The sequence below is a fragment of the Halocella sp. SP3-1 genome (assembly GCF_003953885.1).
Taxonomy (GTDB): Bacteria; Bacillota; Halanaerobiia; order Halanaerobiales; family DTU029; genus Iocasia; species Iocasia fonsfrigidae.
In genome coordinates this window covers 2,405,456-2,419,381 of the sequence record NZ_CP032760.1, presented here as the reverse complement: position 1 = coordinate 2,419,381, position 13,926 = coordinate 2,405,456, and the positions used below count along the sequence as shown (strand labels likewise).

Here is a 13,926-nt window from a genome sequence, read left to right as displayed (position 1 = left end):
ACCCTATTCTAGCAAACCCAGTCCTAATATAATTCTCATCACTTAATAAATTCATTAATTACTTTTACTAAATCATCAACTAAAGGTAAATCTGATTTACTATAGGCAGCAATATTTTCAGCTGGATCAGCTGATACTTCTTTTAAAACATGATTCATACCCTCAATAATTACTAACTCTGCTGTATTATTAGCTTCCTTCAATCTTTGGGCATCTTCAATACTTACCTGCAAATCTCTAGTACCCTGAATAATTAATACAGGAACAGATAATTTCCCTATTTCTATTGACGGGTCATATTTCATATATGAGATTAAAAAAGGTTGAATTGCAGGTCGAAATAAACTATTTAATTTAGGATTAACATCTGCCACTGTCTCTCCTGATTTTAAGGAATTAAGTATCCTAAAAGATTCCTGTTTTAGTTCCCCGGACAGAGAAGATGATAACTGTCTCTCTAATATCTGGGCAATATTATTGCCAGGACCGGCGATAGATATAAATCCGTCTGCATTGCTTTGACGTACAGCAACCATCCCAATCAGTGAACCCTGACTATGACCTATTACATACACATCAGAAAAACGCTTGTCCTGTTGCAATTTATTAATCCATCCCACTGCATCATTTATAAAGTCATTAAATCTCAATTTAAGCTCTGAAGTATTAATCCCCGAGCTTTCTGCAATCATCCTTTTATCATAACGTAAAGAAGCAATTCCCCCTTCAGCCAGTCCTTCTGCCAACATTTTCAAGGAATTATTTTCTCCACTAATTATTGAATTTCCATTACGATCTGTAGGACCAGAACCTGCTATAATTAATACCACAGGGTGCTTTTTGCTTTCTAATAGATATTCATCAGCGGGAAGCTGTAGAGTACCGTAGAGAACACCATCATCAACTTCCAGGCTAACTTCCTCTACTGTTAATTCTTTCTCACTCTGTTCTTCTTTTGCAACTCCCTGGTTAACTTTTTTTTGTAGGTAAAAATCACCACTGGCCATACCTTGATTATACTCCCCGGTAATCTGTTCCCCTTGCAATTTACCGGAGAATTTCCCTGTTACCTGGGAAGGGAGCTCCATATATATTTTTTTACCCTCCATTTTTATATTTTGTAGGGAATAGTTCTTAACCCCCTGTAACGGTATATCAATACTTGCCCGCAAATCATCCACATCTCCCTTGAAATGAATAGTAATACCTAATTCCTGCCCATCAACAACAATCGCACCCTCCCATTTACCACTTAAAGAACCTTCCCCCAGAACTATACCACTAACCAATACTAGACAGACAACAATGATCATTAGTTTTAAAGTGAGAAATACCTTCAACTTATTACCCCTTTCCCATTCAGGAAAAAAATTTATAATCCAGAGTAGTTTTAATAAACTTTTTATATATTATATCATTTTTAGAAAATAAATTATATATACTGTGTGCTGGAATATTTATCTAATAGTCTGTTCTTCTGTAAATAACGTGATATTAACTCCTGATTTCTCTTTCATCATCAACAACCATAACTTTATATCCAGACATTTACTTTTACCTTAATCTATCACAAATAAAATTCCTCTATGTTCAAATTGGAATAGAGAAGTATTGATATAATCATTAATAAAATCTTAAGGATACCTATCTCAATAAAGGAAGAGAGCCTGTGAGTTTATTCACTGCTTTTTCAGGACCACATAGCCCAATTCCAAGGTATGATAATTTTTCTGTTGGAGTTGCTTTCATCCTGATCATATATTGGTCATAGTTTTTTGATTTCTGGGCCATATTACAAAAATCTATCATGTAGACATCATTCACTTCTTTGTTTAAAATTCTCGTTCTTATGGTTTTTAATAATTCATCATTTCCCTTTAACAATGGAATAGGTATTTGGGTAATACCGGGATGAATAACCCCGTCCTGATCCTCAACATCACAACCAATTATATGATCATATTTTTTTCCTATAGACATTGCTAAAACTGCCGAAGTATTGGCAATTAGCCCTAACGGAAGTTCCTCATTAATAAGAATTACACATTTCATAGCATTTCCCCCCTAAATTATTTATTTCTTAGATAATAACATTAATTTAGGAGAATTTATTGCAAAATGTTGCTCAAAACCAGCAAGAGGGTCTCTATAATTTCCTCATCTCTACTTAATTACCGTTATTTTTAACACACAATATCCTACTATTTAGCGAACTATTTTTTCATAACAATAAAACGGGAGAGTCCTTCCTGGAAAAAACACCTGGCCAATTTTCTTATATCCTCTATTTTCATAAAACTTGATCGCCCTCGGGTTACCACTATAGGCATCTAATCTAATTGAATCATAATCATTGTTAAAGGCGAAATTTTCTGCAAAATTCATAAGCCTTTGCCCAATCCCCTGTCTTTGAAAAATAGGTTTTACAGCTAATCTATGGATAACCATTACTCTGCTATCATTAATTAACCAGTTTAGTTTTTTATATTCAAGAGGCTGGGTTTCATTAATTGTTATAATTCCCTGATTTACTCCCCCATCTTTAAAAATATATAATGACTTATTTTCTATATCCCCTTCAAAATGATCTACAGTAGGGTAATTTTTATTCCATTGATAAATCTTATGTGCTTCCAGATCAATAATGCAGCTTTTTACCAACTCCATAATCTCTATAATATCATTTGGAACTGCCAGGCTGATTGACATAGATATCCCACTCCTATCCCTTCACATATTAACCTGCTTATAATACCGTTCTCACAGCATTTCGGGATATTTATCTCCTGGAAAATTTTTTGATTGATTTTTCTACAAATTCATTATCCATATCTGTTATTTTAGCTATTTCCTCATAGTTCTTCCCTTCATTCCACAACCGATAAACCAGATGTTCTAAGGATTCACCTACCTCGATAATATTTTTATCGAGATCATAAAACCTTAACACCTTCTGTCTCCAGGGTTGTTCTTTTACTTGATGAATAAATTCTACTTTTTCTTTTTCTAATTTATTTTCGAGTTGTTCAAGGTCATCATACTCAAAATAAAGTTCTGAATTATTGGGATTTTTATGTATTGCTAACCCTCCGAGTAGATAACTAAAATGCGCTTTTTCGTGTATTGCAAAACCACCTTCAAAGGTTACACTTTCCCCAAAATCATATTTAATCTCTTGACCCAGAATCTCAATATAAAAATTTTTGGCTTTTTCCATGTTATCAACTACAAACAAAGCACACTTATACTTCATCACATCTCTCCTTTTATTTTAACTATAAATATTAAATTACCTGATTTCTTTCCTAAACCAATCCTCTATATCCTTAATAATAGTTTCAAATTCCCCATTAAAGCCATGACCTTTATCCTTATACTCAATATAAGTGAGATTTTCTTTATTCATTTTTACAAACTCCTCTTTTACCCTTCGGGCACTATCCACAGCCGACATCATATCCATCTCACCCTGTCCCATAAAAATCGGTATATCTATTTTTAGCAGATCATCTAAAGGACGATAAAACATAAAACTTGACCATCTTTTATATGGTAAACCTAAATACCTTTTATCAATAGTATCTGGATTTTGTTTAATATCTTCCACCACTTCTTCTAAACGCTTAAGTTCATTTTTGTATCCTTCAGGGTATGAATAATCCTTTTCACTAAGTGTTTTCAAGGAATTATACTGGGATAAACCACCAGCAGACAAGACTGCTAAACCAGATATCCTCTCTTTACTTTTTAAATTTAAATATATACGAGGTAAAATATAACCCCCTTCAGAAAATCCCAGCAAAATAATCTCCTTATATTGCTTATTTTCTAAATACTTATCAATTACCAGAGAGGCAGTTGAGACTCGCTGTTCCAGGGTATAGTTTTCCAGAACCCTTCTTTCATTTTCATGATTATATCCATTCCTTTCGCTGCGCTCAAGGCACAAAATGTTATGAAATTGTGTCTTTGAGCTATTTTGTTTTATAATAAAGTCATAGGGATATCAGTAAACTACAAATCACGAGGGGGTGAGTGGGCTGCTTCATTTATGAAGTGACCGAATGATTATATGTGTAGATTGCCTTTTCAAGCACAAATAAGTGTGCCACCGAGCACGAAACCTTATCTTTGTATAAACAATACTCGTTTATCGCTAGGCAATCAGTCAATGCTGTCCATCCCTATAATTCTTAAAAAACCTCTTGGTTTAGAAAGGAATCCCTATGGCTTTAAAAATCGTATACAAAATTTGTTGTGGCATCGATGTCCACAAAACTTTCGTGGTTGCTTGTATAGCTTCCACTAATTCTAAAGGTGTTACCACCTACAAGAGTCATCGCTTTTCTACCTACACAAAGGGTTTGAGAGAGCTGTTACAATGGCTACTTGATAATGACTGCAAGGATGTCTGCATGGAATCCACAGGGAAATACTGGATCCCTGTATTTAATGTTCTTGAAACTTCCTGCAATATTGTTCTTGCCCACCCTAAATATGTTAAAGCAATCCGTGGTAAAAAAACTGATAAGAAAGATGCAAAGTGGATTGCTGACCTGTTTAAACATGATCTTGTTGCTGGTAGTTTTATGCCACCTGCCCAAATCCGACAGCTACGTGATCTGATGCGTTATCGTTTCAAGTTGATCTGCTTTATGTCAAGTGAGAAGAATCGACTGCAGAACTGTCTTACCGTTTCTAACATTCAGTTAGGTAATATCGTTTCTGATACTTTTGGTAAAAGTTCACAAAGGATTATAGATAAGATTCTGGAAAATCCTCTTGATACTTCTTTTGATATTGAGCCCTTAATTCATGGTTCCATGAAGAAAAAACTTCCCGAATTGGAACTCGCCATTGACGGTTATATTACACCGGAACAGGCTGGTAAATTAAAGGTTATCAAACAGCATTATGAGGATTTAGAAACCCGGAAATCTGATCTAGAAGAACTTATTCTCAAACTTGCCAAGCCATACCAGCAAGAAATTGATCTTATTTTAACTGCCCCATCCTTTAAAAACATCTTCTCAGCTATTGGTGTAATTTCAGAGATAGGGGTCAATATGGATGTTTTTCCTACTGCTAAGCATCTTTGTTCTTGGGCTGGGCTTACTCCTACTAACAACGAAAGTGCAGGTAAGAAAAAATCAGTCCGGGTTTCTAAATCAGGATGTTACATTAAACCACTTCTTGTACAGTGTGCAACCGCTGTAGTTAAAAGTGAAAAACACCCTGAGATCCGCAACCGTTATCTCCGCTTAAAGAAACGGCGTGGACATAAGAAAGCAATTATTGCCATTGCAAGAATGCTTCTATCAGCATTATACAACATGTTGAAAAAAAAGGAACCCTATAATGCTGATTTATATAGAAAATCTGATGTTCTTCCAGTAGACCGTGAAATTACGGTAGAACAAGCAATTTTATTAGCTCGGCTTCAGGGTTATCGAATTAAGTCAACTGCATAACCATAACACCTTTAACTTCATTTTTTAAAAGTCATTATATGATGGCTTATTTTGCCATGCCCTCTAATTCTTTAAATGCTATCTATTATTTATTTCAACCTTTTTCCCCATTTTAATATTCTTTTTTTCTGGAACTAAAATATCAAAATCAGAAAGCAGCTTATTCTGTAAGTCATAAGCAAGTGTGATTGTTTTCCATATTCCATATTCCTTTAAGCCCAAAACAGAGCTATAACCACTACCTCCAATAAATATAATCAAACTATCTTTATTATCATTACCCTCTTTAAACAGATAATAATTTGTGAAATCATTTCCCTGTGTAATACTGTGTTTGCTAAGATGATCATAACTAACACAGCCAGATAAAATCATCATAGAAATCAACAGTAAAACTAAAATTAGAATTGTTTTTCTTAAGATAATATTCTCCCTCTCCCATCTCATATTTTTTTAAAGCTCTTAACCTTAAGAATGTATTGAACATTACCCAGACCAATTTTTTTGCCCTTTTCTACTACTTGTTTTCCGCTCACTTAAATATACCCCAAACAAAATTAAAACTCCCCCTGTAATCATAATAATATTGATCTCTTCCTTTAGAAATATAGATGATGATACCATTGTTATTAAAGGAACCAGGTATATAAAACTACTTGTCTTTATGGTACCAAGTAACTCAATTGCTTTATACCACATAATAAAAGCTAAGACTGATGCCAGTAAAGCTAAAAACAAAAAACCACCTAGGATATTGATATCCAGTAATTTTTTGAACTGAATCTCAATATTATTATAAATTACAATCGGAATCATTGTTATTAAACCATAAAAAAATATCTTTCGTATTATCAGAATCCTCCTTAAACCACTATTTAATTTTTTTAAAAGATTAGAATAAACTGCAAATATTACTGCACATAATAGGGCTAAAATATCCCCAACTGGGTTTAAATCTAAAATATATTTACCATTAAAAATAACCAAAAAAATACCGAACATGGAAAGTATAAACCCATAGACTATATTTTTATGGAATAATTCATCCTCATGCATAAAATGAGCAATTACCGCTGTAAACATTGGAATTGATGATACGATTAAGCCTACATTTGAGGCCTGGGTATATTTCAAGGCTATATTTTCTAATAAATAATAAGCCGTTACACCAAGTAACCCCAGGGTGAAAAAGAAAACTTCTTTTTTAAGATTTAGATCTAAATCAAATTTAGGAGATATAACCCATAAAATAAGATAGGCTAAACCAAACCTATAAAACAATATCTCATATGGTGTTAACTCCTGTAATAGATTTTTAGTAAAAATATATGTCGTTGACCAGATTAAAATTGTAAAAAAAGCCAGTAAATACCCGTTTATACTATCTCTTTCCATCCTGTTCACTCCTTTTTTGTTTATTATAGGGCCTTGAAAAGAAATAGTATTGTAAAAACTTGCTACTTAAATTCTTTTCTATAATCATCTGGAGTCGTCCCAGAAAATTTTTTAAACTCATTAGTAAAATGACTCTGGTCATAATACCCTAAACTAACCGCAATTTTTGAAATATCTCCACCCTCCTTAAGCCCTTTTTTAGCAAGATTAAACCTTAGATTCCTCTGATAAGTAAGTGGTGATACCTTATACATTTTTTTAAATGTTCTCATCAAATGATATTTACTTATACCGGAAATATTCGATAATTTATCTAAGGTTACTTTCTGGTTAATATTGTCCTCAATATATTTCCGTATCCTTTTAACCTTATCTTTTTCTAATAAATCACTTCTAATATCATTAAATTTTCTCATATTTTGAATTAAATATTTTTTTAATATTGCTATTAAACATTTTTTCTTACTTATATAATTAACCCTCTTTTCTAAAAACAAGAGATTTTCTTTCAATCTTAAATATTCACCTTTACTCAACTTATAACTAAACACCTCATTTTCCTTAAATTCCAGTTTGAATATACCCTTAACCCATTCATAATCAAGATAAACCATCGTAAATTCCCAGTTTTCTAAACTATAAGGGTTACAACAGTGAACCAATCCAGGGGGGAAGATTATTAAATCTTTTGCAGTGAAATTATAAGTCTTATTCTCAAATCTTGCTGAAGTACCCCCACTGTCAATCAAGGCAATAGACAATTCATGATGAAAATGGGGTTTTTCAGATTGTATAACATTAAGACATTTTTTTATTTCAAAAATATCAAAGTTTTTATCTGAATAATAAGATAACATATCATATCTTCACCTACCTGTTTTAATATAATTGTGAAACGGAAAAGTGTAATATTTAAGTGCTACTTATATAGAAAATATAACTATCAATTTATAAAATTCCCATATCTTAGTATATCACAGAAATAAATAATTTCAAAAACAAACTATCATCGTTTTTCTAAAAACATCTTAGCAGCTTAGGGGTTAAGAATGAGCAATTTAAGGGACTTGTAGGTTATTATTATTTAACTGTGGAATATAAAAATAAGGTGTTATAGTCTACTCTAGCAGACTATAACACCTTAATCACTACACTACGTACTGTTTAGAATGCTTAGAACCAGTACTCAAGAACAATTGGAATTGTCCAATTTGCCTCTTCTGTATCCGTTGTAACAGCTTCACCTGCAAATTGTGTACTAGTGTATTCCAGACCTATACCAATTTTACCATTGTCATAGTTTTTAGAAATACCAACTAATGCACCAATGGAATCGTCATATCCAGTCCAATTTTCATTAAAATAACGCAAATCGGTATTAACAGTATAGCTGCCAGCCATTAGACCATCTGCTACAGCAAAATTATAATCGGTTCCAAAACCCAGCCCAAAACCTAAATCTTCGTCACCCTTTTCATCTTCTTTATCAAACTTGGTTTGCACTGTAGAATGTAGAGTCCATGATTCTATACCAGTATAATTAGCATAAGCATTCAACTGTTTATAGCCATGTTTACTATCTCCAGTGTCTTTAAACTCTTCAGTTGGATGGAAATAACCAACATCAAGGGTGAAATCAGGTGCAAGGTTGTCAAGTTTTAATGCAGCATTAAATACACCATAGTTCTCAACCTTATCTTCAGTAGGATCATTACTAGTTCCTTCTAAGTATACTTTTCCTATATACTGTGCACGAACTAAACCAACACCAGGGATCTCATAGCCAAAACCATATTGACCGCGTTGGAACATGTCGCTAGTAGTATAATCATCATCGTATTCTTCTGTTTCAGAAGTTTTTTTATTTTCATCCCTAAGATGACCATCACTCTGATCAAGAGAAGTAAATGCATGGAAACCATCACGGTCATAATGAATTAAAGCACCAGCATATATACCTTCATCTAGTCCGCCATTATGGTTTATTATACTTTGGTCTCCTTTACCTGCTTTACCACGAGCAAAGATAACATCTTCATCGTCCTGCTCATTAAAACGCAACCAGTTCCAGGCACCATATGCAGAATCACCACGTAAAGTATCATAGAATACTGATGGTCCTACTTCAACAGTAAGATTATCAAAAGGTTTTACCCATATTTTCTGTTGATCCTGGTGTGTATTAGTTTCACCACCATCATATTTGTGATCAACATGAACACCTACAGTCCCATCTTCATTTTCACCTTTGAGAGTAAAACCGAGACGAGCATTATCCCAACCCCAGGATGTAGTCTGTATAGGCACACTATCTCCGTTATCAGCCTCGACCCATGGAGCAAAAATAGCACGTCCCCAGGCACCAAAAGTAATTTTAGGTTTACTGGCTTTCAAACCCTCAACATCAGCTTCTACAGCAGTCAGTCTGCTGTCTAACTCATCAACAGCAACACCTAAGTCAGTAAGTTCTGGCTTGAATTCATAAGTCAGAGCCTGGACTATACTGCGCACTTCGTCAGCCTGTTGATTACTTAATTCTTCACCCGTGTTTTTAGCCACAAGCGATTTAACGATCTGATTTACCTGTTGAGCTTCACCAATACTCAAATTGTTAGCAGCATCTTCAACTTTGTCAGCTAAAGCTGCCTGTTCTGCTTCAATTTCCTCAAGAACACGGGCTACAACAACAGCGATTTCATAACGGCTCAGATTATTCTGGCCTTTGAAAGTCCCATCTGGATATCCGGAAAGAATACCAGAAGCAATAAGTTTATTAACTGCCTGGTATGCCCAGTGACTTGAAGGCACATCTGCAAAAGAAGCAGCAAATGCAGAAGCAGTTAAAGCTAAAACAAGCAACATAGCAATAAGAAATTTTTTCATGTAGATCCTCCTCGTTTTCTGTTTCTAGTTTTAATATATTGACTGATTTATCTTTGCTTAACAGATAAGTAAGAATAAGTCTCTTTATTTCCTTAATCTCAAATTACCTTTAAGCCCATAGATAAAAACAGTCTATAATATCTTTACATTTGCCGCTATATTACTAAATTTGAACTCCCCCCCTTTAATTTTTAGCAAATGATAAAGATAAAGGTAATTACATATTTTGAATTTCTCATAGTATAGACCTATAATATAAAACTTAAAAACCAGGAGAAGGCCATATCTCCCTCAATTCTCACAAGCAATTTTATTTTATTTCCAAATTTTATTAACAATCAAAATTTTAGTTTTATATCAAACATTGTGAAAAAAATTCTATATATTAAATATTCAAATTCTTAAATCAAGTTTTAAATCCCCAGATCATCGATATAAGATGAATAAATAGTATCGCAAATACTGCTAATAAAATTAAAACATATGCCAGTACTTTTTTCTACACAATCTCCACCTCTTCTACAATATTCGATTGACTAAACCGTTTTAGTTTTAAGTAAGAAAATTGCTTATCATCTTATAATTTATATTTAGTATCTGCCAGTCCTTTTTTTCTGCATATCTTCCACCTCTTTTACAGTATTTGATTTACTAAATCGCTTTAGTTTCGAGTAAGAGTAAGCAACTAATAATTTATATATAGTAGTTATATAGGAAACGCCTTCAGCATAATTCCTCAAGCTAACCAAGGGAGCAATCATCTAATCCATAATATAAAAATATTCAAATCTTTAAACTTAACTATAAAATTCCAGAATTATTGTTATAAAATAAATGAATAATATCCTAATTGTTGGTAAAATTAAAAACATATGCCAGTCCCTTTTTTCTACATTATTTCCACATCATTTACAGTATTCGACTTACTAAACCGTTTTAGTTTTAAGCAAAAATAATTAACTAATCACTTTATATTTTATATATATAGTTTATAGTTTTAAATATTCCTTATTAACTTATATTTTACTAAAAAGCTTTTAATATTTAACTGTTATAATACCCATATACACTTAAAGGATATTTATATTCCCGAATATTTCCTCCATTTATTATTATATTCGTTATCTTTTGAAAATCTCCTTCTTTTTTTTAGAAATTATTTTAATTTTTCTAACTCCTTTTCAACATGCTCTTAATAAAGAATTTTAGTTGCCTATCGAATCCAAGATTAACTTTATTGAAATTAGTACCACAACTAATCCAATTACAAAATAGATTATATGCAAAAAATTAACTGTTCTCATCATTATGCACTGCACTATAATCCAAACGATTAGCGCCCAACCTAAAAGATTACTAATCAATAAGCTGAATTTAAATTGATATTTTAAACAGAGTGCAGCAAATATATTACCAAGACCAACTATTACAAATAAAATAACACCAGGAATAAAGAAATTACTAAAGGGAGACACTTCTAACAGTTCTACAGAAGCCCCTAAAGGATTATATGGATTTCTAATGGCAACCATACCACCATATAAAGCTCCTAGACTAACAAATACATGTAAAAAGACTAATATTTTTTTCAATAGTCTCAGCTCTTTCTTTATATTTATTGTTTAACAGCTCAATGCTTATGATGGCATCAATAGTAAACTTTTACTTTATTACCCTGGCAAATGTATCAGCTAATCTTTTTATTCCCATTTCAATGTTCTTTTCATCTACACATGAATAATTTAACCTTAAAGTACTAACATTTTTCTTGTTTATATAGAAAGGGTCACCTGGTACAAAGGCAACTTTATTTTGAATTGCCAGATCAAAAAATTCCATAGCTGGTATGTCATCTGGTAAGGTTACCCACAAAAACATTCCCCCTTCAGGTTTAGTACATTTAATTTCATCAGAGAAATACTTTGTAATACTATTTAACATTGCTTTCCTCTGTCTGTTATAAGTATCTTTAATCAAGGAAATATGTTCATTAAGATCATTGTCACTTAGATACTGATCTAGAATCCTCTGACTAATATAATTAGTGTGTAGATCTGAGGCCTGTTTGGCAATAATAAGTTTTTCCATAATAAAATCTGGGGCCACAACCCAACCAATTCTAAAGGAAGGGGCCACTACTTTTGAAAAAGACCCTAACAGTATAGTTTGTTCTGGTAATATTTTTTTAAATGAGACTATATCCTCCCCGATATACCTCAGCTCACCATAGGGATCGTCTTCTATTAAATAAATATCTTTATCTTTGATAAGACTGGCTACAGCTTCCCTATTAGACTTTGCATAAGATATACCTGAAGGATTTTGAAAATTAGGGACTGTGTACATTAATTTAGGATTATACGTATTAAGTACCCCTGCCAGTTCCTGTATATTTAAACCCTCATCAGAGAGTTGAACTGTTCTAAATGAGGGACTATATATAGAAAAAGCCTGAATAGCCCCTAGATACCCAGGTTCCTCAATTATAATTTCATCCCCCTGATTTAAAAATACCTTAGCAAGGAGATCTAATCCCTGTTGTGAACCATTGGTAATAAGTATATTTTCAGGGGATACTTTAATACCTTTTTTTGTTTCATATCTTTGGGCAATATATTCCCTTAAAGGGAGGTATCCTTCTGTATTACTATATTGTAATACCTCTTTTCCTGCTGAATCAAAAACATCATTACTTGCTTCCTGAAGAGCTGATACTGGAAAAAGATCCCTATTGGGCAGTCCCCCAGCAAAGGATATTATATCCGGTTCTACAGCTACTTTTAATATTTCCCTGATAAATGACTTAGGAACATCTATTATGCGTTCTGAGAATATATTGCTCACTATTTTTCTCCCCTTTTTATTTTTTACTAATTAATAATAACACTTTTACATAATTAAATTGTTGACAAAACAAATTATATTATTACTATAATAATAGATTTAAGTATTAAAGTCAAGTATTTGTGAAATCCTGGTTTAATTTATTCATTGCCAGTTAAAATGGATAACTCAAACTTATTGTTGTAACAGCTTTAGGCATTAACCCTTTAGCTCTGAAAAGTGAATCCTCTTCACCCAGGAAAATCGAAGAACTAATATCAAGGTCAAAATTACCAGGCAAGGTACTTTGATAACCAGGTATTAAAACAAAACTACTATCATCCAGATTTAGCATTGTCGTCAATGATATCGAAGAAAAATCATCAATAGGATAGGTCATACTCCCAGTTAATAAGTTAATCCTCTCATTTAAAATATCTACCCCTGAAAATAAGTCCTGTACTGTTTCCAGACTATTTAACTCAATTCCCAGGTATTCTAGCTGCATATTAACTGTAGTATAATAGTTGAGATTATAACTATAATCTACCCCCAGAAGATAACTATTACTCCCTGCTACCCCTTCATCAAAATAATGCCCATAAGAACCATAGACCCCTAAGTCTTTCCAATCACCCTTGATTGTAAAACCAGCCCTTTTTTTAGGAATAATTGATGATACCCCTTTAATAATATTATTAAAGGAATTTTCATCAAATATTAACTCCGGTTCCTGTACATAATTTATAGTTAAATCATAACCACTTACCCCTACCCTGGTTCTGATTCCCCATTTCATCTTATCAAAATCACTGCTAAACCCAGCAGGAAAAGAACTCACAATAGCCAGGCTAGAATTCCAGTTAAGTGGAATGTACATTTCCAAGGCATCTGTATATTTGCTATTATTCTCCTCGTCCAGGGCAACTGAACCCAAAGTATAGTCTACTGGATTAAGCAGAGAACCAAAAGACCAGGAAACAGGCTGCCGCCCTAATGTCAAGTGAAACCCATCAAAACGATGTTTAAGATAGAGCTTTTTAGCAAAATAACTAAGTTCCTCCCCCTCCTGTAAATCCTGTAAGGGTTTATCTATTTTAAATTCATAACGCAGCTCATTATTAGCTATTTGCGGAAGAAAAAACTCCAGATTTAAACTCTCTATAAACTCACTATCAAGACTTCCATCATCCTGTAATACACCTGATAATAAAACCTTAAGTTCTCCCCCAACCTCAACTGCACGCGACTGAGTGGCAAAAACAAAGACTAGACAGAAAACTATTATTAAAATGGGGGTTTTATACATTTAGATCATCCCTTCATCTAATCTTTCTTATGATAGATATTTCAT

At 32.9% G+C, this 13,926-nt stretch carries 13 protein-coding genes; 1 reads left to right on the top strand and 12 read right to left on the bottom strand.

Annotation, left to right across the window (positions count from 1 at the left end):
* Positions 1 to 38 precede the first annotated feature (38 nt).
* From D7D81_RS11415 to D7D81_RS11395, 5 genes are all read right to left on the bottom strand, one after another.
* Entirely contained in the window at positions 39 to 1,340 is a 1,302-nt protein-coding gene (locus D7D81_RS11415; protein ID WP_205739197.1) for an alpha/beta hydrolase family protein, read from the bottom strand.
* 304 nt (positions 1,341 to 1,644) lie between these two features.
* Positions 1,645 to 2,052, bottom strand: coding sequence for a DUF2000 domain-containing protein (locus D7D81_RS11410; RefSeq protein ID WP_125990081.1), 408 nt, complete (start codon positions 2,050 to 2,052; stop codon positions 1,645 to 1,647).
* A gap of 153 nt (positions 2,053 to 2,205) precedes the next feature.
* Entirely contained in the window at positions 2,206 to 2,709 is a 504-nt protein-coding gene (locus D7D81_RS11405; protein ID WP_125990079.1) for a GNAT family N-acetyltransferase, read from the bottom strand.
* 70 nt (positions 2,710 to 2,779) lie between these two features.
* Positions 2,780 to 3,253, bottom strand: coding sequence for a VOC family protein (locus D7D81_RS11400; protein WP_125990077.1), 474 nt, complete (start codon positions 3,251 to 3,253; stop codon positions 2,780 to 2,782).
* A gap of 36 nt (positions 3,254 to 3,289) precedes the next feature.
* Positions 3,290 to 3,949, bottom strand: a complete 660-nt coding sequence (locus D7D81_RS11395) for an alpha/beta hydrolase (protein ID WP_164522230.1) — start codon at positions 3,947 to 3,949, stop codon at positions 3,290 to 3,292.
* Positions 3,950 to 4,226: 277 nt separating this feature from the next.
* Between D7D81_RS11395 and D7D81_RS11390 the strand changes: the two genes are divergently transcribed.
* A complete protein-coding gene (locus tag D7D81_RS11390; RefSeq protein WP_125986592.1) occupies positions 4,227 to 5,471 on the top strand; it encodes an IS110 family RNA-guided transposase in 1,245 nt (414 codons plus the stop codon).
* Between the two features lie 78 nt (positions 5,472 to 5,549).
* Here D7D81_RS11390 and D7D81_RS11385 read toward each other — a convergent pair whose 3' ends face one another.
* From D7D81_RS11385 to D7D81_RS11355, 7 genes are all read right to left on the bottom strand, one after another.
* Positions 5,550 to 5,918 carry a hypothetical protein gene (locus D7D81_RS11385; RefSeq protein WP_125990073.1) on the bottom strand — a complete coding sequence of 123 codons (369 nt, stop codon included), beginning with the start codon at positions 5,916 to 5,918 and terminating at the stop codon, positions 5,550 to 5,552.
* Between the two features lie 39 nt (positions 5,919 to 5,957).
* Complete coding sequence (locus D7D81_RS11380; RefSeq protein ID WP_125990071.1) at positions 5,958 to 6,866, bottom strand: DMT family transporter; 909 nt, start codon at positions 6,864 to 6,866, stop codon at positions 5,958 to 5,960.
* Positions 6,867 to 6,928: 62 nt separating this feature from the next.
* A complete protein-coding gene (locus D7D81_RS11375) occupies positions 6,929 to 7,723 on the bottom strand; it encodes an AraC family transcriptional regulator (RefSeq protein ID WP_125990069.1) in 795 nt (264 codons plus the stop codon).
* Between the two features lie 316 nt (positions 7,724 to 8,039).
* Positions 8,040 to 9,749, bottom strand: coding sequence for an S-layer homology domain-containing protein (locus tag D7D81_RS11370; protein WP_125990067.1), 1,710 nt, complete (start codon positions 9,747 to 9,749; stop codon positions 8,040 to 8,042).
* 1,205 nt (positions 9,750 to 10,954) lie between these two features.
* Positions 10,955 to 11,341, bottom strand: a complete 387-nt coding sequence (locus tag D7D81_RS11365; RefSeq protein WP_125990065.1) for a hypothetical protein — start codon at positions 11,339 to 11,341, stop codon at positions 10,955 to 10,957.
* Between the two features lie 70 nt (positions 11,342 to 11,411).
* Positions 11,412 to 12,593 (bottom strand): aminotransferase-like domain-containing protein, encoded by a 1,182-nt coding sequence (locus tag D7D81_RS11360; protein WP_125990064.1) that lies wholly within the window; start codon positions 12,591 to 12,593, stop codon positions 11,412 to 11,414.
* 154 nt (positions 12,594 to 12,747) lie between these two features.
* Positions 12,748 to 13,881 carry a hypothetical protein gene (locus tag D7D81_RS11355; RefSeq protein WP_125990062.1) on the bottom strand — a complete coding sequence of 378 codons (1,134 nt, stop codon included), beginning with the start codon at positions 13,879 to 13,881 and terminating at the stop codon, positions 12,748 to 12,750.
* Positions 13,882 to 13,926 lie beyond the last annotated feature (45 nt).

Coding starts and splice junctions, on each gene's coding strand:
- D7D81_RS11410 (WP_125990081.1), bottom strand. CDS start 2,052: ATGAAATGTGTAATTCTTATTAATGAGGAACTTCCGTTAGGGCTAATT.
- D7D81_RS11405 (WP_125990079.1), bottom strand. CDS start 2,709: ATGTCAATCAGCCTGGCAGTTCCAAATGATATTATAGAGATTATGGAG.
- D7D81_RS11400 (WP_125990077.1), bottom strand. CDS start 3,253: ATGAAGTATAAGTGTGCTTTGTTTGTAGTTGATAACATGGAAAAAGCC.
- D7D81_RS11390 (WP_125986592.1), top strand. CDS start 4,227: ATGGCTTTAAAAATCGTATACAAAATTTGTTGTGGCATCGATGTCCAC.
- D7D81_RS11385 (WP_125990073.1), bottom strand. CDS start 5,918: ATGAGATGGGAGAGGGAGAATATTATCTTAAGAAAAACAATTCTAATT.
- D7D81_RS11380 (WP_125990071.1), bottom strand. CDS start 6,866: ATGGAAAGAGATAGTATAAACGGGTATTTACTGGCTTTTTTTACAATT.
- D7D81_RS11375 (WP_125990069.1), bottom strand. CDS start 7,723: ATGTTATCTTATTATTCAGATAAAAACTTTGATATTTTTGAAATAAAA.
- D7D81_RS11370 (WP_125990067.1), bottom strand. CDS start 9,749: ATGAAAAAATTTCTTATTGCTATGTTGCTTGTTTTAGCTTTAACTGCT.
- D7D81_RS11355 (WP_125990062.1), bottom strand. CDS start 13,881: ATGTATAAAACCCCCATTTTAATAATAGTTTTCTGTCTAGTCTTTGTT.